This window comes from Streptomyces venezuelae, assembly GCF_008642355.1.
Taxonomy (GTDB): domain Bacteria; phylum Actinomycetota; class Actinomycetes; order Streptomycetales; family Streptomycetaceae; genus Streptomyces; species Streptomyces venezuelae_B.
The window spans coordinates 3227078-3251299 of sequence record NZ_CP029193.1 but is presented as its reverse complement, the minus strand read 5'-3'; the positions used below and the strand labels follow the sequence as shown (position 1 = coordinate 3251299).

Annotated in this window: 15 protein-coding genes and 3 rRNA genes; 12 read left to right on the top strand and 6 right to left on the bottom strand. The window is 67.7% G+C overall.

The window, feature by feature from the left end:
- The first annotated feature begins 55 nt into the window (after nt 1-55).
- Together ahcY and DEJ47_RS15000 are read left to right on the top strand one after the other, a co-directional pair.
- Nucleotides 56-1510: an adenosylhomocysteinase gene (gene ahcY / locus DEJ47_RS15005; protein ID WP_150168611.1), complete on the top strand. Its 1455-nt coding sequence runs from the start codon at nt 56-58 to the stop codon at nt 1508-1510.
- A 377-nt stretch (nt 1511-1887) separates the two neighbouring features.
- Entirely contained in the window at nt 1888-2511 is a 624-nt protein-coding gene (locus tag DEJ47_RS15000) for a hypothetical protein (RefSeq protein ID WP_150168609.1), read from the top strand.
- A 20-nt stretch (nt 2512-2531) separates the two neighbouring features.
- Here DEJ47_RS15000 and DEJ47_RS14995 read toward each other — a convergent pair whose 3' ends face one another.
- On the bottom strand, nt 2532-3545 hold the full coding sequence (locus DEJ47_RS14995) for an RDD family protein (RefSeq protein ID WP_150168607.1): 1014 nt from the start codon (nt 3543-3545) through the stop codon (nt 2532-2534).
- A gap of 88 nt (nt 3546-3633) precedes the next feature.
- Between DEJ47_RS14995 and DEJ47_RS14990 the strand changes: the two genes are divergently transcribed.
- The 4 genes from DEJ47_RS14990 (at nt 3634) to rrf (ending at nt 10363) form a co-directional block, all read left to right on the top strand.
- Nucleotides 3634-4641, top strand: coding sequence for a stage II sporulation protein M (locus DEJ47_RS14990; RefSeq protein WP_150168605.1), 1008 nt, complete (start codon nt 3634-3636; stop codon nt 4639-4641).
- 574 nt (nt 4642-5215) lie between these two features.
- Nucleotides 5216-6741: ribosomal RNA gene (locus DEJ47_RS14980) — 16S ribosomal RNA — on the top strand.
- Nucleotides 6742-7038: 297 nt separating this feature from the next.
- Nucleotides 7039-10159 (top strand): 23S ribosomal RNA (locus tag DEJ47_RS14975).
- A gap of 87 nt (nt 10160-10246) precedes the next feature.
- Nucleotides 10247-10363 (top strand): 5S ribosomal RNA (gene rrf, locus DEJ47_RS14970).
- The 16S, 23S and 5S rRNA genes sit together here, the layout of an rRNA operon.
- Before the next feature lie 114 nt (nt 10364-10477).
- Here rrf and DEJ47_RS14965 read toward each other — a convergent pair.
- From DEJ47_RS14965 to DEJ47_RS14945, 5 genes are read right to left on the bottom strand one after another with little or no spacing between them, the layout of a single operon-like run.
- Nucleotides 10478-11788 carry a DUF58 domain-containing protein gene (locus tag DEJ47_RS14965; RefSeq protein WP_150168603.1) on the bottom strand — a complete coding sequence of 437 codons (1311 nt, stop codon included), beginning with the start codon at nt 11786-11788 and terminating at the stop codon, nt 10478-10480.
- Nucleotides 11788-12774 carry an AAA family ATPase gene (locus DEJ47_RS14960; RefSeq protein ID WP_150168594.1) on the bottom strand — a complete coding sequence of 329 codons (987 nt, stop codon included), beginning with the start codon at nt 12772-12774 and terminating at the stop codon, nt 11788-11790. The genes DEJ47_RS14965 and DEJ47_RS14960 overlap by 1 nt, the downstream gene beginning before the upstream one ends.
- Nucleotides 12774-14063, bottom strand: coding sequence for a DUF4350 domain-containing protein (locus DEJ47_RS14955; RefSeq protein ID WP_150168592.1), 1290 nt, complete (start codon nt 14061-14063; stop codon nt 12774-12776). Before DEJ47_RS14955 ends, DEJ47_RS14960 begins: the two co-directional genes overlap by 1 nt.
- Nucleotides 14060-14785: a DUF4129 domain-containing protein gene (locus DEJ47_RS14950; RefSeq protein ID WP_223828363.1), complete on the bottom strand. Its 726-nt coding sequence runs from the start codon at nt 14783-14785 to the stop codon at nt 14060-14062. The genes DEJ47_RS14955 and DEJ47_RS14950 overlap by 4 nt, the downstream gene beginning before the upstream one ends.
- Before the next feature lie 4 nt (nt 14786-14789).
- Nucleotides 14790-16127, bottom strand: coding sequence for a glycerophosphoryl diester phosphodiesterase membrane domain-containing protein (locus tag DEJ47_RS14945; RefSeq protein ID WP_150168590.1), 1338 nt, complete (start codon nt 16125-16127; stop codon nt 14790-14792).
- 140 nt (nt 16128-16267) lie between these two features.
- On the opposite strand from DEJ47_RS14945, the gene mtnA reads away from it, so the two are divergent.
- The 6 genes from mtnA (at nt 16268) to hpf (ending at nt 24107) form a co-directional block, all read left to right on the top strand.
- Entirely contained in the window at nt 16268-17425 is a 1158-nt protein-coding gene (gene mtnA / locus DEJ47_RS14940) for an S-methyl-5-thioribose-1-phosphate isomerase (protein WP_150168588.1), read from the top strand.
- Between the two features lie 4 nt (nt 17426-17429).
- Nucleotides 17430-18119 (top strand): two-component system response regulator MtrA, encoded by a 690-nt coding sequence (gene mtrA, locus DEJ47_RS14935; RefSeq protein WP_189176211.1) that lies wholly within the window; start codon nt 17430-17432, stop codon nt 18117-18119.
- A gap of 1 nt (nt 18120) precedes the next feature.
- Entirely contained in the window at nt 18121-20214 is a 2094-nt protein-coding gene (gene mtrB, locus DEJ47_RS14930; protein WP_150168586.1) for an MtrAB system histidine kinase MtrB, read from the top strand.
- The gene (locus DEJ47_RS14925; protein WP_398339055.1) at nt 20204-22057 is read left to right on the top strand and encodes an LpqB family beta-propeller domain-containing protein; all 1854 of its coding nucleotides are present in this window, start codon (nt 20204-20206) and stop codon (nt 22055-22057) included. Before mtrB ends, DEJ47_RS14925 begins: the two co-directional genes overlap by 11 nt.
- A 195-nt stretch (nt 22058-22252) precedes the next feature.
- Complete coding sequence (locus DEJ47_RS14920; RefSeq protein ID WP_150168584.1) at nt 22253-23098, top strand: ComF family protein; 846 nt, start codon at nt 22253-22255, stop codon at nt 23096-23098.
- Between the two features lie 316 nt (nt 23099-23414).
- A complete protein-coding gene (hpf, locus tag DEJ47_RS14915; protein WP_398339058.1) occupies nt 23415-24107 on the top strand; it encodes a ribosome hibernation-promoting factor, HPF/YfiA family in 693 nt (230 codons plus the stop codon).
- Nucleotides 24108-24222 lie beyond the last annotated feature (115 nt).

The window sequence follows — 24222 nt, the reverse complement described above, 5'->3', positions numbered from 1 at the left end:
ACGCCGCAGGTCAGCCATGTCCACCCTCGATCCATCCACGAGGAGCAGCTCACTCATGACTCTCATCAACGGCAAGGACTTCAAGGTCGCCGATCTCTCCCTGGCGGCGTTCGGCCGTAAGGAGATCACGCTGGCCGAGCACGAGATGCCCGGTCTGATGGCGATCCGCAAGGAGTTCGCCGCTGCCCAGCCGCTGGCCGGGGCCCGCATCATGGGTTCCCTGCACATGACCGTGCAGACCGCCGTGCTCATCGAGACCCTCGTCGCGCTGGGCGCGGAGGTCCGCTGGGTCTCGTGCAACATTTTCTCCACCCAGGACCACGCGGCCGCGGCGATCGCGGTGGGCCCCAACGGCACGCCCGAGGACCCGCGGGGTGTGCCGGTCTTCGCCTGGAAGGGCGAGAGCCTGGAGGAGTACTGGTGGTGCACGGAGCAGGCGCTGACCTGGCCGAACACGCCCACCGGCGGCCCGAACATGATCCTGGACGACGGCGGGGATGCCACCTTGCTGGTGCACAAGGGTGTCGAGTACGAGAAGGCCGGCAAGGTCCCGGCGGTGGAGACGGCGGAGAACGACGAGCACCGTGTCATCCTGCAGCTGCTGAACCGCACCATCAGTGAGGGTTCGCAGAAGTGGACCCAGCTGGCCTCGGAGATCCGTGGGGTGACCGAGGAGACCACCACGGGTGTGCACCGTCTGTATGAGATGCAGCGCGAGGGCCAGCTGCTGTTCCCCGCGATCAATGTGAACGACGCGGTGACGAAGTCGAAGTTCGACAACAAGTACGGCTGCCGTCACTCGTTGATCGACGGGATCAACCGTGCCACCGATGTCCTGATCGGCGGCAAGACCGCCGTCGTGTGCGGGTATGGGGATGTGGGCAAGGGGTGTGCGGAGTCGCTGCGCGGGCAGGGTGCGCGGGTGATCGTCACGGAGATCGACCCGATCTGTGCGCTGCAGGCGGCGATGGACGGCTACCAGGTGACCACGCTGGACGAGGTGGTGGAGAGCGCGGACATCTTCATCACCACCACGGGCAACAAGGACATCATCATGGCCTCGCACATGGCCCGGATGAAGCACCAGGCGATCGTGGGGAACATCGGTCACTTCGACAACGAGATCGACATGGCGGGTCTCGCGGCGATCGAGGGCATCGTCAAGGACGAGGTCAAGCCGCAGGTGCATACCTGGACCTTCCCCGAGGGCAAGGTCCTGATCGTCCTGTCCGAGGGGCGTCTGCTGAACCTGGGCAACGCCACGGGCCACCCCTCGTTCGTGATGTCGAACTCGTTCGCGGACCAGACGCTGGCGCAGATCGAGCTGTTCACCAAGCAGGAGCAGTACCCTACCGACGTCTACGTGCTGCCCAAGCACCTGGACGAGAAGGTGGCCCGTCTGCACCTGGACGCTCTGGGCGTGAAGCTGACCACGCTCACCCCGGAGCAGGCCGCCTACATCGGCGTCGAGGTCGAAGGCCCCTTCAAGCCCGACCACTACCGCTACTGACACCGACGGTCCTACGCGCCCGTCGGCACAGTCGGCACAACCCGGCTCAGCGCACCCAGAGCCACCTCAGCAGGCCCTCGCCCTCCCGGCGGGGGCCTGCCCCGTCCCCACCCGATTCGCGGCGCCGCCCCCACCGCCGAACACGCCCCCCGAACCCTCCGAACGCCTAACGCCCAACGCCTAACGCCGACCGCTGAAGGCCAGACGCCGGACGCCGGACGCCGGACGCCTGACCCCGGAGGCCGACCGCCGAACACGGAACGCTCCCCCCGGAACTCAGCTCCACGGCTCCGTCACCGCTCAACCACTGCCCGACCGCCCGCCCGACCGCCACCGGCTCAGGGCAGCAACCCCACCGAGGACCAGGACCTACGCCCATGCCCCGCGGCCGCTATTCGCTCCACGATCCGCACGATCACACCCCCCTCGGTGAAGAACACTTCCATTGCGCACCCGGCCCCTCCGGCTGGCGCTACGTCTCCCAACGCATCAACCTCGAAGGCACCCCCACCGGCTCCGTCGACCTCGCACTCGACGCCCGCGGGCGCCCCATCCGCCTGGAACTCCACGCAGGTGACTGGCAGGTCCGCGCCGGCGCCCTCAACGGCGTCACCTGGGTCCGCACCGACCCCACAGGCGCGCATGCCACCGAAGACAACGCCCCCGCCCACGCATTCACCGGCACATCCCCCGCTTTCCTCGTCGCGACAGCCAGGCTCCTGAACCTGACCCCCGCTTCCTCCTCTTCCCCCGCGACCAGAATCCGCCTGGTCGCCTTCACGGACCCGGTCCTAGCCCCCCGCACCCTCGACCAGTCCTGGGCCCTGAAGAAAAGCGAAGCACACCCCACTGACAACGGCCCCCTGATCGTCGACGAATACCAGGTCACAGCCCTGGACACGGGCGAGCAGCATGCCGTCCACATCGCCGGCGACGTAGTCCTGGCGGCGCCGGGAATCGAGCTCGAACACCTCGAGACCCCGCCGTCGACTTTCACCTGACACGCCCCTGACACGGCGCATCACGCAGGCGGCACGAATCCCGTGGCCGGAGGAGCCTCGCGCGCACCCGACTCATCAGAGCCGGATTCACGAACGCGAGGCGCAGGGCCACCCCCGAACGCCCCGGTAGCCCCAGAAGCACCGGTAGCCCCAGAAGCACCGCTAGCCCCAGAAGTACCAGTAGCAACGGGAGAGTCCACAGCCTCAGTCCCGTACCCGTATCCGTACCGATCCCCGTATCCGGAACGAGAACCGAGCTCGCCCCGCGCCTCCGCTTCCGCCCCCGCCCCACCAAACGCCCGCCGCGCATCCCGAGCCTGCCGCTCATGCACCACCGCGGCGAGGTACGCGGCCGCCGGCACCCCGTACGGCGCCGGCGCCCCCGTCCGCTCCGCCAGATCTCCCGCGAGCCGCTCGGCCATCGCCCCGCCGACCTGCGGATCCAGCTGTCCCATCCGCGTCAGGTACTGGCGAATGGCCAGCCACAACCCCTCCGGCACCCCGGACAGATCCAGCTCGGCGAACCGCCCGGCGAGCCAGGGCGGCGGCGGAGGAACGAACGCGGCGCGCCCCGCGGGCACCCGCTCCCGCACGACCAGCGTCCCCGCGAACACGTCCCCGAGCCGCCGCCCCCGTGCCGACACCAGCGACGCGATGCACGCGACGACCCCGAACGTCATGAGAATCTCGACGACCCCGACGGCGCCCCGCACCAACGCGTGCCGGAACCGAATGGGCCCGCCGTCGTCCCGCACCACCCGCAGCCCGCACGCCAGCTTCCCGAGCGACCGCCCATGGCTCAGCGTCTCCACCGCGATGGGGACACCGACCAGAACGAGTACGAAACTGGCGACCGCCACCGCGGCAGCCGCGGCATCGTCCAACGAAGAAGTAGAGGCGATGATCCCGAAGGTCACCGCCAGATACGCCACGAAAGCCACGGCCAGGTCGATCAGCACGGCCAGCGCCCGGCTCGGCAGCTTCGCGGGCCGCAGCTCCAGCGCCACCGCCTCACCCGTCACAAGCTCACTCACGCCGACCACCCTTCCCTGCCCTGCCGTAGGACTGGCCAGTCTGCCAAGCTGAACAATCACGCGCCGCAGTACGAGGAGCAGTCTTCCGATGGACCTCGACGTCTTCGTGTCCGCCCACCGAGCCGAGTGGGACCGACTGGATGCCCTGCTGCGCCGTCGACGCCGCCTCTCCGGAGCCGAGGCCGACGAACTGGTCGCCCTCTACCAACGCACCGCCACCCACCTCTCCCTGATCCAGTCCAGCGCCCCGGACCCACAGCTCACCGGACGGCTGACACACCTGGTGGCACGCGCGCGTAGCGCCGTCACAGGTACGCGCCGCGCCTCCTGGCGAGACGTCACCCGCTTCCTGACCCACGGCTTCCCCGCCGCGGTCTACCGCTCCCGGCGCTGGTGGATCCCCACGGCCCTCCTGTCGACGGCCCTCGCGGCGATCATCGGCTGGTGGATCGCCACGCACCCCGAAGTGCAGTCCACGATCGCCGCCCCCAGCGAACTCCGACAGATGACCCGCCCAGGCGGCGAGTACGAGACGTACTACTCCAGTCACCCCGCGGCTTCGTTCGCAGCCCAGGTGTGGACGAACAACGCCCAGGCAGCCGCGATGTGCCTCGTCCTGGGAGCCTTCCTCTGCTTCCCCGTCCTATGGATCCTCTTCCAGAACATGCTCAACCTCGGGGTGGGCATCGGCCTCATGTCCTCGGCCGGCCGCCTCGACACCTTCCTGGGCCTGGTCCTGCCACACGGCCTGCTCGAGCTGACCGCGGTCTTCGTCGCGGCAGGCACGGGCCTGCGTCTCGGCTGGACCGTCATCGACCCGGGCCCCCGCACCCGCCGCACAGCCCTCGCGGAGGAGGGCCGCTCAGCCCTCGGCATGGCCATCGGTCTTGCTTTGGTCCTCTTCATCTCGGGAGCGATCGAAGGCTTCGTCACCCCATCGGGCCTCCCGACCTGGGCCCGCATCGCCATCGGCATCGGCGCCGAGCTGGCCTTCCTCGTGTACGTCTACGTGCTGGGCGGAAGAGCCGCACGCGCAGGCGAGACGGGCGACCTCGACAGCACCGAACGCAGCGCTTCGACCCCCCTCGCAGCGTGATGTGCATACGGCGCAACTGACCTGCTAGTCTCCTCATCGCCCCGGAAAAACCGTTGACACGGAAGGACCGGGGAGGTAGATTCGAACAGTTGCCTAGAGCTGGACAAGTCCAGCGGCAAAGGTTAATATCTTCCTGCTTCTCGAATCTCATCAATGCGAGAAGCCGCCCCGATGATTCGGAATCCGAAGCCGGTAAGACCGGCCGAAAACTTCTGATAAAGTCGGAACCGCCGGAAAGGGAAACGCGAAAGCCGAAAGGCTGGAGCGGGAACCGGAAAGGCACCGAGGAAATCGGACACGAAAGAGTCTGATAGAGTCGGAAACGCAAGAACAAAAGAAACACCGAAGGGGAGCGCCCGGAGGAAAGCCCGAGAGGGTGAGTACAAAGGAAGCGTCCGTTCCTTGAGAACTCAACAGCGTGCCAAAAGTCAACGCCAGATATGTTGATAACCCCGGCTCACTTCGGTGAGTTGGAGGTTCCTTTGAAAAACACAGCGAGGACGCTGTGAACGGACGGGACTATTCCTCCCGACCGTTCCGCTCTCGTGCTGTGTCACCGGATTACCGGTACACATTCACGGAGAGTTTGATCCTGGCTCAGGACGAACGCTGGCGGCGTGCTTAACACATGCAAGTCGAACGATGAACCACTTCGGTGGGGATTAGTGGCGAACGGGTGAGTAACACGTGGGCAATCTGCCCTTCACTCTGGGACAAGCCCTGGAAACGGGGTCTAATACCGGATAACACCTTCCCTCTCCTGAGGGAGGGTTAAAAGCTCCGGCGGTGAAGGATGAGCCCGCGGCCTATCAGCTTGTTGGTGAGGTAATGGCTCACCAAGGCGACGACGGGTAGCCGGCCTGAGAGGGCGACCGGCCACACTGGGACTGAGACACGGCCCAGACTCCTACGGGAGGCAGCAGTGGGGAATATTGCACAATGGGCGAAAGCCTGATGCAGCGACGCCGCGTGAGGGATGACGGCCTTCGGGTTGTAAACCTCTTTCAGCAGGGAAGAAGCGAAAGTGACGGTACCTGCAGAAGAAGCGCCGGCTAACTACGTGCCAGCAGCCGCGGTAATACGTAGGGCGCAAGCGTTGTCCGGAATTATTGGGCGTAAAGAGCTCGTAGGCGGCTTGTCACGTCGGTTGTGAAAGCCCGGGGCTTAACCCCGGGTCTGCAGTCGATACGGGCAGGCTAGAGTGTGGTAGGGGAGATCGGAATTCCTGGTGTAGCGGTGAAATGCGCAGATATCAGGAGGAACACCGGTGGCGAAGGCGGATCTCTGGGCCATTACTGACGCTGAGGAGCGAAAGCGTGGGGAGCGAACAGGATTAGATACCCTGGTAGTCCACGCCGTAAACGGTGGGAACTAGGTGTTGGCGACATTCCACGTCGTCGGTGCCGCAGCTAACGCATTAAGTTCCCCGCCTGGGGAGTACGGCCGCAAGGCTAAAACTCAAAGGAATTGACGGGGGCCCGCACAAGCAGCGGAGCATGTGGCTTAATTCGACGCAACGCGAAGAACCTTACCAAGGCTTGACATACACCGGAAAGCATCAGAGATGGTGCCCCCCTTGTGGTCGGTGTACAGGTGGTGCATGGCTGTCGTCAGCTCGTGTCGTGAGATGTTGGGTTAAGTCCCGCAACGAGCGCAACCCTTGTTCTGTGTTGCCAGCATGCCCTTCGGGGTGATGGGGACTCACAGAAGACCGCCGGGGTCAACTCGGAGGAAGGTGGGGACGACGTCAAGTCATCATGCCCCTTATGTCTTGGGCTGCACACGTGCTACAATGGCAGGTACAATGAGCAGCGATACCGCGAGGTGGAGCGAATCTCAAAAAGCCTGTCTCAGTTCGGATTGGGGTCTGCAACTCGACCCCATGAAGTCGGAGTTGCTAGTAATCGCAGATCAGCATTGCTGCGGTGAATACGTTCCCGGGCCTTGTACACACCGCCCGTCACGTCACGAAAGTCGGTAACACCCGAAGCCGGTGGCCCAACCCCTTGTGGGAGGGAGCTGTCGAAGGTGGGACTGGCGATTGGGACGAAGTCGTAACAAGGTAGCCGTACCGGAAGGTGCGGCTGGATCACCTCCTTTCTAAGGAGCACTTCTTACCGAGTCCGCTCGGTCAGAGGCCACTACGTCGGCAAACGTCCGACGGTGGTTGCTCACGGGTGGAACGTTGACTACTCGGCACGATTGATTGGCTTCGCTAGTACTGCTTCGGCGTGGAACGTGAAAGTTGAGAGATCGGGTCGGGCACGCTGTTGGGTATCTGAGGGTACGGACTTGTTCCCGACCTCAATGCCGACCCCAGTGCACTCGGGCTACTGGTCCGGGGTGATGGGTGGTTGGTCGTTGTTTGAGAACTGCACAGTGGACGCGAGCATCTGTGGCCAAGTTTTTAAGGGCGCACGGTGGATGCCTTGGCACCAGGAACCGATGAAGGACGTGGGAGGCCACGATAGTCCCCGGGGAGTCGTCAACCAGGCTTTGATCCGGGGGTTTCCGAATGGGGAAACCCGGCAGTCGTCATGGGCTGTCACCCGCTGCTGAACACATAGGCAGTGTGGAGGGAACGCGGGGAAGTGAAACATCTCAGTACCCGCAGGAAGAGAAAACAACCGTGATTCCGGGAGTAGTGGCGAGCGAAACCGGATGAGGCCAAACCGTATGCGTGTGAGACCCGGCAGGGGTTGCGCATACGGGGTTGTGGGATCTCTCTTTTACAGTCTGCCGGCTGTGAGACGAGTCAGAAACCGTTGATGTAGGCGAAGGACATGCGAAAGGTCCGGCGTAGAGGGTAAGACCCCCGTAGTCGAAACGTCAGCGGCTCGTTTGAGAGACACCCAAGTAGCACGGGGCCCGAGAAATCCCGTGTGAATCTGGCGGGACCACCCGTTAAGCCTAAATATTCCCTGGTGACCGATAGCGGATAGTACCGTGAGGGAATGGTGAAAAGTACCGCGGGAGCGGAGTGAAATAGTACCTGAAACCGTGTGCCTACAAGCCGTGGGAGCGTCGGGATGGAGCTTGCTTCATCCTCGTGACTGCGTGCCTTTTGAAGAATGAGCCTGCGAGTTTGCGGTGTGTTGCGAGGTTAACCCGTGTGGGGAAGCCGTAGCGAAAGCGAGTCCGAATAGGGCGGTTTAGTAGCGCGCTCAAGACCCGAAGCGGAGTGATCTAGCCATGGGCAGGTTGAAGCGGCTGTAAGAGGTCGTGGAGGACCGAACCCACCAGGGTTGAAAACCTGGGGGATGACCTGTGGTTAGGGGTGAAAGGCCAATCAAACTCCGTGATAGCTGGTTCTCCCCGAAATGCATTTAGGTGCAGCGTCGTGTGTTTCTTGCCGGAGGTAGAGCACTGGATAGGCGATGGGCCCTACCGGGTTACTGACCTTAGCCAAACTCCGAATGCCGGTAAGTGAGAGCGCGGCAGTGAGACTGTGGGGGATAAGCTCCATGGTCGAGAGGGAAACAGCCCAGAGCATCGACTAAGGCCCCTAAGCGTACGCTAAGTGGGAAAGGATGTGGAGTCGCAGAGACAACCAGGAGGTTGGCTTAGAAGCAGCCACCCTTGAAAGAGTGCGTAATAGCTCACTGGTCTAGTGATTCCGCGCCGACAATGTAGCGGGGCTCAAGCGTACCGCCGAAGTCGTGTCATTCCAGCATGAGGGCCAACGCCCGCTGGGATGGGTAGGGGAGCGTCGTGTGCCGGGTGAAGCTGCGCCGGAAGGCAGTGGTGGACGGTTCACGAGTGAGAATGCAGGCATGAGTAGCGATACATACGTGAGAAACGTGTGCGCCGATTGACTAAGGGTTCCTGGGTCAAGCTGATCTGCCCAGGGTAAGTCGGGACCTAAGGCGAGGCCGACAGGCGTAGTCGATGGATAACCGGTTGATATTCCGGTACCCGCTGTGAAGCGTCAAACATCGAGCCCATTAATGCTAAGGCCGTGAAGCCGCCCTGGAGCCTTCGGGCAAAGGGGAGTGGTGGAGCCGCTGACCCAAGGTGGTAGTAGGTGAGTGATGGGGTGACGCAGGAAGGTAGTCCAGCCCGGGCGGTGGTTGTCCCGGGGTAAGGGTGTAGCCCGTCATCTAGGTAAATCCGGATGACATGTGGGTGAGACCTGATGCCGAGCCGATTGTGGTGAAGTGGATGATCCTATGCTGTCGAGAAAAGCCTCTAGCGAGTTTCATGGCGGCCCGTACCCTAAACCGACTCAGGTGGTCAGGTAGAGAATACCGAGGCGTTCGGGTGAACTATGGTTAAGGAACTCGGCAAAATGCCCCCGTAACTTCGGGAGAAGGGGGGCCATTCCTGGTGATGAGTTTTGCACTCTGAGCTGGGGGTGGCCGCAGAGACCAGCGAGAAGCGACTGTTTACTAAAAACACAGGTCCGTGCGAAGCCGTAAGGCGATGTATACGGACTGACGCCTGCCCGGTGCTGGAACGTTAAGGGGACCGGTTAGTGCGCTTTCGGGCGTGCGAAGCTGAGAACTTAAGCGCCAGTAAACGGCGGTGGTAACTATAACCATCCTAAGGTAGCGAAATTCCTTGTCGGGTAAGTTCCGACCTGCACGAATGGCGTAACGACTTCTCGACTGTCTCAACCATAGGCCCGGTGAAATTGCACTACGAGTAAAGATGCTCGTTTCGCGCAGAAGGACGGAAAGACCCCGGGACCTTTACTACAGTTTGATATTGGTGTTCGGTTCGGCTTGTGTAGGATAGGTGGGAGACTGTGAAGCGGGCACGCCAGTGTTCGTGGAGTCAACGTTGAAATACCACTCTGGTCGTGCTGGATGTCTAACCTCGGTCCGTGATCCGGATCAGGGACAGTGTCTGATGGGTAGTTTAACTGGGGCGGTTGCCTCCCAAAGGGTAACGGAGGCGCCCAAAGGTTCCCTCAGCCTGGTTGGTAATCAGGTGTTGAGTGTAAGTGCACAAGGGAGCTTGACTGTGAGACCGACGGGTCGAGCAGGGACGAAAGTCGGGACTAGTGATCCGGCGGTGGCTTGTGGAAGCGCCGTCGCTCAACGGATAAAAGGTACCCCGGGGATAACAGGCTGATCTTCCCCAAGAGTCCATATCGACGGGATGGTTTGGCACCTCGATGTCGGCTCGTCGCATCCTGGGGCTGGAGTCGGTCCCAAGGGTTGGGCTGTTCGCCCATTAAAGCGGTACGCGAGCTGGGTTTAGAACGTCGTGAGACAGTTCGGTCCCTATCCTCTGTGCGCGTAGGAATATTGAGAAGGGCTGTCCCTAGTACGAGAGGACCGGGACGGACGAACCTCTGGTGTGCCAGTTGTCCTGCCAAGGGCATGGCTGGTTGGCTACGTTCGGAAAGGATAACCGCTGAAAGCATCTAAGCGGGAAGCCTGCTTCGAGATGAGTATTCCCACCCCCTTTGAGGGGTTAAGGCTCCCAGTAGACGACTGGGTTGATAGGCCAGATCTGGAAGCCCGGTAACGGGTGGAGGTGACTGGTACTAATAGGCCGAGGGCTTGTCCTCAGTTGCTCGCGTCCACTGTGTTGGTTCTGAAACCACGAACAACCCCATGCATGGTCACGCATGGTGCGGTTGACAGTTTCATAGTGTTTCGGTGGTCATAGCGTGAGGGAAACGCCCGGTTACATTCCGAACCCGGAAGCTAAGCCTCACAGCGCCGATGGTACTGCAGGGGGGACCCTGTGGGAGAGTAGGACGCCGCCGAACTTTTTTTGGGAAAACCCCCGCACCTCACGGTGCGGGGGTTTTCTGCGTTCCAGGGTGGATTTCGCTGCATCTCGCGGGCCTGTATTGCCTGGCAGGTGGTGATTGACGTTCTCCCTATAGGCGGCCCGCGGATTTGAGGGCCAGATACGCGTCCGCCAGGGCTGGTGCCAGAGTCTGGGGCGTGGCATCGACGACTGTGACACCTCGGCTTCTCAGTTGTTCTGCTGTGCGGTGGCGTTCCGACTGGGCTTGGGCGGCTGAGGCCGCGTCATAGACCGCTTCCGTTGTTCCCCGTGCTGCCGACATCTCCTCGATGTGCGGATCGGCTACCGCGGCCACCACGACCTTGTGGCGTTTCGTGAGGCGAGGGAGGACGGGGAGCAGGCCCTCTTCGATGGGGGCCGTGTCCAAGCCGGTGAGCAGCACGATGAGCGAAGCCCTCGGGGCCGTTCGGAGAGCCGTTGAGGTCAGGTTTCGGGCGTCTGTTTCGACGAGTTCTGGTTCCAGTGTCGCCAATGCGGTGACCATGGAGGGGAGGACATCTCCGGCGGAGCGGCCCTGGACCAGGGCACGTACTCGGCGGTCGTAGGCGAGGAGGTCCACCCGGTCGCCGGCGCGGGAAGCGAGGGCTGCGAGGAGCAGAGCCGCGTCCATGGAAGCGTCCAGGCGTGGGGCGTCGCCTACGCGGCCGGCCGACGTGCGGCCGGTGTCCAGGACGATGAGGATGTGGCGGTCGCGTTCCGGCCGCCAGGTGCGGACCGCGACGTTGGAATGGCGGGCGGTGGCGCGCCAGTCGATGGAGCGGGTGTCGTCGCCGGGGACGTACTCGCGGAGGCTGTCGAATTCTGTGCCCTGGCCGCGCGTCAGCACGCTGGTTCGGCCGTCGAGTTCGCGGAGACGAGCCAGTTTGGAAGGCAGGTGCTTTCGGCTGGCGAAGGGCGGCAGGACGCCCAGGGACCAGGGGACTTTGTGGCTGCCCTGGCGGGTGAAGAGGCCGAGGGGGCCGTACGAGCGGATCGTCACGCGGTCGGCCTCGTGGTCGCCTCGGCGGGACGGCTGCAGGCGTGTGGTGACGCGACGGCGCTCGCTCGGGGGGACGGACAGGCGGTGACGGGATGCGGTGATCTCCGTTCCGGGCTGCCAAGTGCTTGGGGGCCAGGCGTCGCGCAGGTCGGCGCGCAGGGGGCGGGCCGTGGGATTGGTGACGGTGAGGTCGACTTCGGCGGTCTCGCCCAGACGTACGGACGTATCGCCGGAGCGGGACAGGCCGAGGCGGCGTACCGGGGTGGCCAGGGCGAAGTCGCAGGCGCAGGCCAGGGCCAAGGGGGCGTTCACGGTGAGGATGCCGGTCCAGCTGGGGTCCCAGAGGCCGACCGGGAGCGTGCCCAGAGCCGCCAGGAGTGCGGCGCGTCCGGTGAGGGCCATCAGCGGGGGACCGGGACGTGGGCGAGGATCGCGTTGATGACGGAGTCGGCCGTGACGCCCTCCATCTCGGCTTCCGGGCGGAGCTGGATCCGGTGGCGGAGGGTGGGAAGGGCGAGGGCCTTGACGTCGTCGGGGATGACGTAGTCGCGGCCGGTGAGCCAGGCCCACGCGCGGGCCGTGGAGAGCAGGGCCGTGGCGCCCCGGGGGGAGACGCCCAGAGTGAGGGACGGGGAGTCCCGGGTGGCGCGGCAGATGTCCACGACGTACGCCGTGATCTCGGGGGAGATGGACGTCTTCGCGACGTCGGCGCGGGCGGCTTCCAGGTCGGCGGCGCCCGCCACGGGGCGTACGCCGGCGGCGCGCAGGTCGCGCGGGTTGAAGCCTTCCGCGTGTCGGGTGAGGACGTCGATCTCGTCCTGGCGGGAGGGAAGAGGGACCGTCAGTTTGAGGAGGAAGCGGTCCAGTTGGGCTTCGGGGAGGGGGTACGTGCCCTCGTACTCGACCGGGTTCTGGGTGGCCGCGACGAGGAACGGTTCTGGGAGCAGGCGGGGTGTTCCGTCGACGGTGACCTGGCGTTCTTCCATCGCTTCGAGGAGCGAGGACTGGGTCTTCGGCGGGGTGCGGTTGATTTCGTCGGCCAGGAGGAGGTTGGTGAAGACCGGGCCGGGCTGGAAGGAGAACTCGGTGGTGCGGGTGTCGTAGACGAGGGAGCCCGTGACGTCGCTCGGCATGAGGTCGGGAGTGAACTGGACGCGCTTGGTCTCCAGTTCGAGGCTCGACGCGAGGGCGCGGACGAGCAACGTTTTGGCCACCCCAGGGACTCCTTCCAGTAGGACGTGGCCGCGGCAGAGCAGGGCGACGACGAGTCCGGTGACGGCGGGGTCCTGGCCGACCACGGCCTTGGAGATCTCGGCGCGCAGGGCTTCGAGGGAAGCGCGTGGGTCGCGGGGATCTCCGGTGGGCCCGTTGTCAGTGGTCGGGTCCATCATGAGTGGCGTACCTCTCTTTCGAGGGCGTCGAGTTGGTCGGCGAGGGCGATGAGTGCTGCGTCGTTGCCGGGGGGCGGCCCGAAGAGGAGGGGGTGCAGGTCTTGACCGGGGGGGTGCAGGCGGGAGGAGAGGGCGGGGATCAAGGTCTCGGGCGCGTGCGCCTGGGCGGGGGGCAGGCCGACGAGGAAGGCGAGACGGGTGCGGGCGGCGGTGCGCAGGGCGGCGGCCGCGCGGTCGCGGGCGTTCACCTTGCGGTAGAGGCGGGCACGTCCCTCGACTGCTTCCGAGGCGCGGATGACGACGGGGAGGCGTTCGGCGACGAGGGGGCCGAAGCGGCGGGCGCGCCACAGGGCGGCGAGTACGGCGGCGATGGCGAGCTGCAGGGCGCCCCAGCGCCAGCCGGAGGGGATCAGGTCGAAGAAGCCGCGGCGCTCGGACCCGGATGCCGCCTGGTCGTCGGAGAGTGAGGGGAGGTACCAGACCAAGTGGGGCCGGGAACCGAGGAGTTGCAGGGCCAGTGAGGCGTTGCCCTGCTGGTCGAGGCGGTCGTTGTAAAGGATGTCGGGGGCGCCGAGAACGACGGTGTCGCCCTTTCCGTGGGGGGCGGGGAGATGCAGCAGGCTGGGCAGGCCATCGCTGAGGTAGCAGGCCTCGGCGTCGGGGGCGAGGGTGTCGTAGCGGATTCCGCCCATGTCGGCGGGGCCAGCACGGCGGGCGGCCGGGAGGGAGCAGCCGGGGGAGAGCGTGGAGTCGGTGCTGGGCGCGGCGTTCGCGGTGACTCCGGGGGCGAGGGCGCCGACGGAGCGGGCACTCGGGGTGACGAGGACGGTGCGGCCGTCGCTGTCCTCGGTGGCCGCGTGGAGGCGGGAGCGCTGGCGCGCGGTGAGCATGTCGGGATGGGCGACGAGGAGGGTCGTGTCGGGGCCGGCCGCGGAACGGGCCTCCTCGGTGCTGGTGACCACGCGGGTGGAGACGCCCCGGTCGGCGAGGAGCTCGGCGACGGCTCGGCTTCCGTGAGGGTCGGCGGAGCGGGGGTCGAGGCGACCGTGCTCGGTGCCGGAGCGGACCGCGGCGATGACGACGGCGGTCGCCAGCAGGATGACCAGGGCGAGGAGGATGCCTCGGGAGCGGGTCCAGAGCTGGCGGGGGGTGGGGGAGACGGAGGTCGAGGGCGCGGGGGCCGGGGCGGCTGCCGGCTGTCCGGGAGGGGTGTGCGTCGTGGGGGCGGGCGGCGCGTCGGGCGCGGAGGCGTGGCGCGGGCCGGTCGAGGGGGTGGGGCCGGTCATTCGGCGGCCCCTCGGGAGCTGTTGCTCGGTGTGGTGGGGGCGGTGCTCGTCAGGACCGGCTTGGTGTGCTCCAGGTCGCGGTCGAGTTCGGCGAGGCGGAGGTACGCCGGTTCGTCGGCGGTGCGGCCGCCGTATGTGACGTCGTCGAACGCGCGGGCGGCGGCGCGGAGTCGGTCGGTGTGGGAGGGGAGGGTGCGGCCTGCCTCCGCTGCGGCTTCGTCGGCGGTGCGGCCCGGGCGGGGGTCCAGGAGTGCGCGTTCCTCCAGGGCGCGGACGACGGCGCGCATGCGTTCCTGGACGGCCTGGCTCCAGTGGGCCCTTGCGGCGTGTGCCTCGGAGGCGGCGCGGTGTTCCGCGGCGCTGCGGGGGCGGTCGTCGAAGAGCGCCGGGGCCGAGGTGGCGGTTCGGTGGGGGGTGCCGAGACGCCACCACAGGGCGGCGGCGAGGAGCAGCACGGCCAGCACGATGACCACGAGGCCGAGCGCGCCACCCGGGGTGGCCCCCGAGGCGGCGGAGAACAGGTCGTCGACCCAGCCCCAGAAGCGGTTCAGGGCGCGCTCGAAGAGGCTGGGGTCGTTCTCGTGGTACATCGGCTTGGACAGTTCGCGTTCGGCGGCCTCCCGCGCGGGGTCGCGCGGGATGGTCACCGGCGGCTCGTCGCCGGCGCGCGGCAGGAGCGGCGCCGCGCCGAGCTTGCTGAGTACTGCCCCCGCCGCGGTCACCGCATCAGCTCCCCGAGGCGCCGGGCGGGGTGGGGCCGTGGCCGGGGAGGCCGGCGGCGCGGGCGAGTTCCAGGTCGAGGGCCTCGCGGCGGATCCGCTGGTCGATGTAGAGGAGAACGGTGACTCCGGCCGTGATCGGGAACGTCAGCATGGAGCCGATGACGGAGCCGACGCCGCTGACGATCAGGAACGTCCAGCCGAGTTCACCGGTGCTGTCGAGGAAACCGGTGACGCCGTCGCCGCTGACCGCGCCTGCGATGAACGTGAACGGGATGACGATGATCGACGCCACGACGTTCGCGATGATCGCCGCGAGCAGCTGGATGCCGAAGACCCGCCACCAGGAGCCGCGCACCAGCTTCGCGGAGCGGGTGAGGGCCTTCTTGATGCCCTGCTTCTCCAGCATGAGGGCCGGAGAGGCGAGGGACAGCCGGATCACGATCCACAGGGCGGCGACGCCCGCGCCGAGACCGCCGAGTACGGCGAGGCCGGCGCCGGCCTCGGAGGCGCCCGCCAGGGCGATCAGCAGGCCGGGCAGGGTGCCGACGGCGACGATGGCGACGCCGATGAGCGGGATGAGCAGGGTCAGGCCGAAGAGCTTGGCCAGTTGCGGGCGGGAGTCCTGCCAGGCCTCCGCGATGGTCACCGACTTACCGAGCACCGCGCGGCTGGTGACCATCGTGAGCAGGGCTGTCGCGACGATCGTGCCGAGCAGGGTGACGAGGAGGACCACTCCGGAGCTGAGCATCGTGTCGCTCAGGGCGCGGGTCAGCTCGCCGACGGTGGCGCTCGGGTCGTCGAGGGCCTCGGTGTCGACGGACTCGTTGAGGACGAGGCCCTGGAGGAGGACGACGACGATCTCCGTGAGCACGGCCACGGACAGGGAGATGCCGAGCACCGTGCGCCAGTGGGCGCGCATGGTCGACACGGCGCCGTCGAGGATCTCGCCGACGCCGAGCGGACGGAGCGGAATGACACCGGGCTTCGCGGCGGGCGGGGGGCCCTGCCAGGCACCCCAGCCGCGGTAGCCGCCGGGGCCGGGGGCACCCGGGCCGCCGGGGCCGGGACCCATGGGGCCGCCGGGGCCCTGGGGCGGGCCGCCCCAGCCCCAGCCGCCGCCCTGGCCGGGCGGAGGAGGCGGCGGAGGCGGTGTCTGGCCCGGGACCGGCTGGCTGGGCGGGGACCACTGGGCGGGCGGCGGCTGCTCCTTGGACCACTTGGACGGGCCGTCCTGAGGGCCGGCGTCCCCGGTTCCGGTGGCGTCCGGCTTGCCGGAGTCCTGTCCTTCGGATCCTTCGGAGGGGGCAGATCCGGGCGAGGCCCAGCCCGGAGTGTCGTTCATCGTCGCTCCTTCAAGGTGCCCGTCCGCGGGTGCGGTGGCAGGTTGCCAGCCATCGTGCCACGGGGTGCCCGCGAGGTGACCGGCCGCCGTAGGGGCTGTACACCTTCAATTGTCCGCCGGGTACGGGGCAGACTGGGCGGATGGCTGATCAGTACGCGCAATCGAGCGAGGACAAACGGCCGACCCAGATCCCCGCGGTTCCCGCGATCCGCTGGGACGACCCACCCGAAGGCCCCGTTCTGGTCCTCCTCGACCAGACCAGGCTGCCGGGCGAGGAGATCGAGCTGGTGTGCACGGACGCACCGGCACTGGTGGACGCGATCCGGAGGCTCGCGGTGCGAGGGGCGCCGCTCCTGGGCATCGCGGGGGCGTACGGCGTCGCGCTGGCCGCGGCCCGCGGCTTCGATGTGGACGAGGCGGCGGACTCGCTGGCGGGGGCGCGGCCCACCGCGGTCAACCTCGCCTACGGGGCGCGCAGGGCCCAGGCCGCGTACCGCACGGCAGCGGCGAGCGGTGCCGATCCGCGGCGGGCGGCGGGTGCCGCGCTCGAGGCGGCGCGGGCGCTGCACGCCGAGGACGCCGAGGCGAGCACCAGGATGGCGGCGCACGGTCTGGCGCTGCTCGACGAGCTGCTGCCCGGTGGCCAGCACCGGGTCCTGACGCACTGCAACACGGGGGCGCTGGTCTCCGGAGGGGAGGGCACGGCGTTCGCGGTGGCGCTCAAGGCGCACCGGGAGGGGAGGCTGCGCAGGCTGTGGGTGGACGAGACGCGGCCCCTGCTCCAGGGGGCGAGGCTCACCGCATATGAGGCGGCGCGGAACGGAATGGCGTACACCTTGCTCACGGACAACGCGGCGGGTTCGCTGTTCGCGGCGGGAGAGGTGGATGCCGTGCTGATCGGTGCCGACCGCATCGCGGCCGACGGTTCGGTGGCGAACAAGGTGGGGAGCTATCCGCTCGCCGTGCTGGCGCGATATCACCACGTGCCGTTCATCGTGGTGGCGCCGGTGACGACGGTGGACCCGGGCACCCCGGACGGGGCGGCCATCGAGGTGGAGCAGCGGGGTGGGCATGAAGTGACGGAGGTCACGGCGCCGTATGTGCCGGTGGCCGGGATGGAGGCGGGGGGCGGGATACCGGTGGCCCCCCTGGGGACGCAGGCGTACAACCCCGCGTTCGACGTGACGCCACCCGAGTTGGTGACGGCGATCGTCACGGAAGAGGGCGTTCTGTCACCTGTGACAGCAGAGGGCCTTGCCGAGCTGTGTGCCAGGTCACGCCAGGTAACGATTAGCTAATGGGATGATGTCAGGCATGAAGGGACGAGTCCTTGTCGTCGACGACGACACCGCACTGGCCGAGATGCTCGGGATTGTGCTGCGTGGTGAAGGTTTTGAGCCGTCGTTCGTAGCTGATGGCGACAAGGCGCTGGCTGCTTTTCGGGAGGCCAAGCCTGATCTTGTGCTGCTCGACTTGATGCTGCCGGGGCGTGACGGCATCGAGGTGTGCCGCCTGATCAGGGCGGAGTCCGGAGTGCCGATCGTGATGCTCACGGCCAAGAGCGACACCGTTGATGTGGTGGTCGGTCTGGAGTCGGGGGCGGATGACTACATCGTCAAGCCGTTCAAGCCGAAGGAGCTCGTGGCCCGGATCCGGGCGCGGCTGCGGAGGTCGGAGGAGCCTGCTCCCGAGCAGCTGGCCATCGGTGACCTGGTCATCGACGTGGCGGGGCACTCCGTGAAGCGGGACGGGCAGTCGATCGCGCTGACGCCGTTGGAGTTCGACCTGCTCGTGGCGCTGGCGCGCAAGCCGTGGCAGGTGTTCACGCGTGAGGTGCTGCTCGAGCAGGTCTGGGGCTACCGGCACGCGGCGGACACCCGGCTGGTGAACGTGCACGTCCAGCGGCTGCGGTCCAAGGTCGAGCGGGACCCCGAGCGGCCGGAGATCGTGGTGACCGTCCGTGGTGTCGGTTACAAGGCCGGACCGAGCTGACATGTCCCGGGACAGTTCTCCCACGACTCCCGGGGGTTCGGGGGCTCGCTCGGGGCGGACTGGACCGGGACGGCGCTCGTCCGGGTTCGGGCGGCTCGTCGACGGCGGGCTGCTGCTGCAGGGCGGGGTGCAGGGCAGTCCTGTGCTCCGGCTCTTCGTGCGCTGGGTGCGCCGTCCCCTGCTGCCCGCCGTGCGGCTGTGGCGGCGCAACATCCAGCTGAAGGTCGTCGCGACGACGTTGCTGATGTCGCTCGGCGTGGTGCTCATGCTCGGCTTCGCCGTCATGAGCTCGGTCAACAACGGCCTGCTCAAGGCCAAGGTGAAGGCGTCGCAGAGCCAGGCCGACGGTGGCTTCAGGGCGGCGCAGGACAGCGTCAATGCCGCGCGGCAGAGCGCGGGGCAGGGGCAGGGCCAGGACGGCAGTACGGCCGACGGGCGCAATGCCGCCGTGTGGATGTCGGACCTGGTCGAGCAGCTGTCCAGTGGTGGGCAGAACGCCTTCGCCGTCGTGACGCTGAGCCCGACCTCCGCGGGTGACTCCGGGAGCGTGCGGGGTTCGCGCGCCTCGGGCGGTGTGGAGCCGATCCTGAGCGTGCCGGAGGAGCTGCGCCGCCAGGTCGACAACGGCACGGGCGTCTACCAGGCCAATACGCGGATCGTCTACGACGACGGCCGGGAGCCGCACTCGGGACTGGTGATCGGCAAGCGCCTCAACGACCTCAACGGTGATCCGTACCAGCTGTACTACCTCTTTCCGCTGACGCAGGAGGAGGAGTCGCTGAACCTGGTCAGGACGACCCTCGCGACCGCGGGGCTGTTCGTCGTGGTGCTTCTCGGGGCCATCGCGTGGCTGGTGGTGCGCCAGGTCGTCACGCCGGTCCGGATGGCCGCGGGCATCGCCGAGCGGCTCTCCGCCGGGCGCCTTCAGGAACGTATGAAGGTCACCGGAGAGGACGACATCGCGCGGCTCGGTGAGGCCTTCAACAAGATGGCGCAGAACCTCCAGCTGAAGATCCAGCAGTTGGAGGAGCTGTCGCGGATGCAGCGGCGGTTCGTGTCCGACGTGTCGCACGAGCTGCGGACGCCGTTGACGACGGTCCGGATGGCCGCCGACGTCATCCACGAGGCGCGGGTCGACTTCGATCCGGTGACCGCGCGGTCGGCCGAGCTGCTCGCCGATCAGCTGGACCGGTTCGAGTCGCTGCTCGCCGATCTGCTGGAGATCAGCAGGTTCGACGCGGGAGCGGCAGCGTTGGAGGCCGAGCCGATAGACCTCCGCGAGGTCGTGCGCCGGGTGGTCGGGGGTGCGGAGATGCTCGCCGAGCGCAAGGGCACGCACATACGGGTCGTGGGGGACCAGCAGCCCGTGGTCGCCGAGGCCGACGCGCGGCGTGTGGAGCGGGTGCTGCGCAATCTCGTCGTCAACGCCGTGGAGCACGGCGAGGGCAAGGACGTCGTGGTGCGGCTCGCCGCCGCGGGCGGCGCGGTCGCCGTCGCGGTGCGGGACTACGGAGTGGGTCTGAAGCCCGGCGAGGCGACGCGGGTGTTCAGCCGCTTCTGGCGGGCGGACCCGGCGCGCGCGCGTACCACCGGTGGTACGGGGCTCGGGCTGTCCATCGCCCTGGAGGACGCGCGGCTGCACGGCGGCTGGCTGCAGGCGTGGGGCGAACCGGGCGGGGGTTCGCAGTTCAGGCTTACGTTGCCGAGGACGGCGGACGAGCCGCTGCGGGGTTCGCCGATACCGCTGGAGCCCGACGACTCGCGCAGGCGCCGGGGCCTGAACGATGCGGGGCTGCCGGCCGGGGGCGCGGGCAAGCTGGCCACGGTTCCCGCGCAGGCGGTTGCGGCGGCGTCCGAGAGGGTGCCGCCGCCCGTACCGGCGAAGGGGCCCATACCCCCGCGGCTCCTGCACGCGGGACCCGTCGACCCGGCGGCGCTGCCGGGCAACGGATCGAGGGTCGTGCCGCGCCGGCCGGTGGACGGCGAGCCGGCCGGTGAGCCGGATGAGGTGAACGGGACACGTGGGGACGGTGCCGAGGAGCCGGGGCCGATCGCGGGCCCGGACAGGGAAGAGGGGAACGCGCGTGGGCGCTGACCACAGGGCGCGGCGCGGCCGCGGACGTCCATTGCGCACGGGGCTCCTCCTCGCCGGCTGCGGGGCCCTCCTGGCGGGCTGTGCCTCGATGCCGGACAGCGGGAACCTGAAGTCCGTCGATGCCTCGCAGCGACCGGACTCGCAGTCGCAGGTCCGTGTCTACGCGCTGCCGCCGCGCGAGGGCGCCCGTCCGATAGAGATCGTCCAAGGCTTCCTCGAGGCCCTGACCAGCGATGATCCGCAGTTCGCGATGGCGCGCAAGTACCTGACGAAGAAGGCGTCGCGGGAGTGGGACCCGGAGGAGTCCACGACGGTGCTCGCCGACGGTCCCAACACGGACGCGGGCAACGCGGGCAACGAGGGCGACGGCAGTCGTCGCTACTCCCTGACCGGGCGGCAGGTCGCGCGGGTCGACGCCCAGCACGCGTACCGGCCGGAGGACGCTGCGTACACGCAGTCCGTGCACCTCAGCCAGAGCGGCGGGCCGGGCGGGAAGGAGTGGCGGATCGACAAGCCGCCGCCCGGTGTGGTGCTCGGTGAGTCGGACTTCCAGCGGATCTACCGGTCCGTGAACAAGTACTACTTCGCGGGGCCCACCGGGGCGGGTGTGAGCGGCCGGACGGGGCTCGTCGCGGACCCCGTGTACATCCGCCAGCGCATCGATCCGTTGACGCAGACGGTGAAGACGCTCCTGGAGGGGCCGACGAACTGGCTGCGGCCGGTGGTGCTTTCGAGTTTCCGCAGCGGTACGGAGCTCAAGGACCCCGACAAATCGCTGACGCTGGACGACCAGAACCGGCTGACGGTGCAGCTGAACAGCCGGTCCGACGGCACCGGGCAGACGAAGTGCAAGGAGATGGCGGCTCAACTGCTGTTCACTCTCCGGGACTTGACGCCCTCTGGCGTCGAGCAGGTCACGCTGCAGCGTTCGAACGGCTCGATGCTCTGTGTGCTGAGCCAGGAGCGCGCCGAGACCGTCGCGTCCCATCCCAGCACGGACCGGCCCGGGTACCAGTACTTCGTCGACGAGAAGCACCGGCTGGTGCGGATGTCGGCCAACGCCGGGGGTTCGGACGACCCCGAGCCGGTGACGGGCGTCCTCGGCACCGGTGACCAGCCGCTGCGCTCGGCCGCGGTCTCGCGTGACGAGCAGCGTGCGGCGGGGGTGTCCCTCGACGGCAAAGCGCTGTACACGGGGTCGCTGCTCGCCGACGAGACGCTCGGCAAGGTGCGGCTGCGCAGCAAGGCGAAGTCGGAGAAGGACCGCCTCTCCACGCCCAGTTGGGACGGCAGGGGCAATCTGTGGGTGGCCGACCGGGATCCGAAGCGGCCCCGGCTGCTCTGGCTCGAACAGGGCTCGGGCGAGCCGGTCGAGGTCGAGGTTCCCGCCCTGGACGGGCACATCCGCGAGGTGCGGGTGTCGGCCGACGGGGTGCGGATCGCCTTCCTCGTGGAGAAGGACCACAAGACATCCCTGTGGATCGGGCGCGCGGACCGGGACACGCGCAAGGGGGAGCGGCCGGAGATCTCCGTCCTCGACCCGACTCCGGCGGCCCCCCAGATGGAAGAGGTCACGGCCATGTCGTGGGCGGGCGGGAGCCGGCTCGTGGTGGTCGGACGGGAGACCGGCGGGGTCCAGCAGATCCGGTACGTCCAGTGCGACGGGTCGGTGCTTCCGGGTACCGCGCTGCCCGGCCTGACCGGGGTCCAGGAGATCGCGGCGTCCGAGGACGAGCGGCAGCCGCTGCTGGCGCACTCGGACGATGGGATCGTGCGGCTGCCGACGGGGTCGCAGTGGCAGACGGTCGTGAAGGAAGGGCTGGCGCCGGTCTATCCGGGGTGAGACGGCTGCCTGTCCGGCATGACGCGGGTGAGGTGGCGGCCTGTCCGGTGTGACGCGGGTGAGGTGGCGGCCTGCCAGGCATGACGCGGGATCGTCTCGTGGGTGTCCGACATGGTCCTTCGGTTGTCCACAGGCAGGTGTCCTCAGTTGTCCACAGGGGTGGTCGCCCCGTCCCGCCCTTGGCACAGTGGGGTCATGCGGGGGTGGTGGCAGGACCTCACCGACCTGGTGTTGCCGACCGAGTGCGGAGGCTGCGGGAGGCCTCGCGCGGCACTGTGTGCCGCGTGCCGTGCCGCTCTGAGCGGAGCCGTGCCGCGCCGGGTGCGGCCGGATCCGGCGCCGGCGGGGCTGCCGGTGGTGTTCGCGGCTGTGCCGTACGAGGACGCGGGGCGGGCCGTGCTGCTCGCGCACAAGGAGCGCGGAGCCCTCGGGCTGGCGGGGCCGCTCGGTGCGGCGCTGGCCGGAGCTGTGTGGGCCGGTCTGCGGGGCGAAACCCCGCCTTCGGGTGATACGGGGGCGCGAAGTGGGGTAGGCGGCACACAGGATGGCCCACAGGGGCGTGTGATGCCGGTGTCGCTCGTGCCTGTGCCCTCGTCGCGGGCCGCTGTGCGGGCCCGCGGGCACGACCCGGTGCGGCGGATCGCGTTCGCCGCGGCGGGTGAGCTGCGGCGGGCAGGTGTTCCGGCGCGGGTGCTCGCGGTGCTGCGTCAACGGCGCGCGGTGGCCGACCAGTCGGGGCTCGATTCCCGGCAGCGGCAGGCCAATCTGGCGGGCGCCCTGGAGGTGACCGCCGGTGGCGGACGGTTGCTGGGAGGTGGTGGCCGCTTTGTGGTCGTGGACGACCTCATGACGACCGGTGCCTCTTTGGCGGAGGCCGCCCGTGCATTACGTGCCCTCCACATGGAGGAGAACACGGGAGCAGAGGCTGTGCGGGGCCTCGTAACGGGGGTCGAGCGAAGTCCCGTTCCGGGCTGCCTCAACGCGATCAGTGCGGCCGTTGTCGCCGCACCACCGGATTCTTTCGAAATAAACCGGAACTGATTGAGAACTTGCATCGTTGCAGGTGGTGAGAGGGTTGATACACCTGAATGGAGGTATGCGTCAGTAGAGGGTGACGACATCCGCCCGGGCGAGATATGTTCGGTTGTATGAGGAAAGGCGAACGCCGGACCTCGTATATCGGAATGCCGGTCCGCGGGATTTCCGCAATCACTCGGGCCGGTGGGGTGGAGATCTTCCCCGCGGGGGAGGAGGAGGTGGACGTCACCTAGTCCGAGGCTCCGGGAGTCACCGGAGTCTGGTGCAAAAGGGAGATGCTCCGCAGCCGAAGCGGGGCGATCCGGGAACGGAGTTCTGCGTGGACATCGTCGTCAAGGGCCGCAAGACCGAGGTGCCCGAGCGGTTCCGCAAGCACGTGGCCGAGAAGCTGAAGCTGGACAAGATCCAGAAGCTCGACGGCAAGGTGATCAGCCTCGACGTCGAGGTGTCCAAGGAAACCAACCCGCGACAGGCCGACCGTTCCGACCGGGTGGAGATCACCCTCCGCGGGCGCGGACCCGTGATCCGCGCGGAGGCCTCGGCAGCCGATCCCTACGCGGCGCTCGACCTGGCCACCGCCAAGCTCGACGCACGACTGCGCAAGCAGCACGAGAAGCGCCACAACCGGCGAGGCAACGGCAGGCTTTCGGCCGCCGAAGTGGCCGAACGGGTGCCGGACGCGGCGACTCTCAACGGAGACGGCACCGTCGTCCGTGAGGAAGAGCCGGACGGCGTGCCCGTCAAGAGGATCGGCTCCCTGGAGATCCAGGGCGAAGGCCCCCTCGTGGTCCGCGAGAAGACACACGTCGCGGCCCCCATGTCGCTCGACCAGGCGCTCTACGAGATGGAACTGGTCGGACACGACTTCTACTTGTTCGTCGACTCCGAGTCCAAGGAACCCAGCGTCGTCTACCGGCGGCACGCGTACGACTACGGCGTCATCCGCCTGAACACCGACCCCATGGTCGCCAAGGCCGGGTCGGGTGGCGGGGGCGGGGCCCTCGGCGGCTGATCGCCGATACCCCTCCCGACACCGTGGTGGTGCCCCTGGAGCGCCTGTGCGCCCCCAGGGGCACCACCGTGCGCCCACTGCGCGCACCGCACCGGCGCCGGGCATGAAATCATGG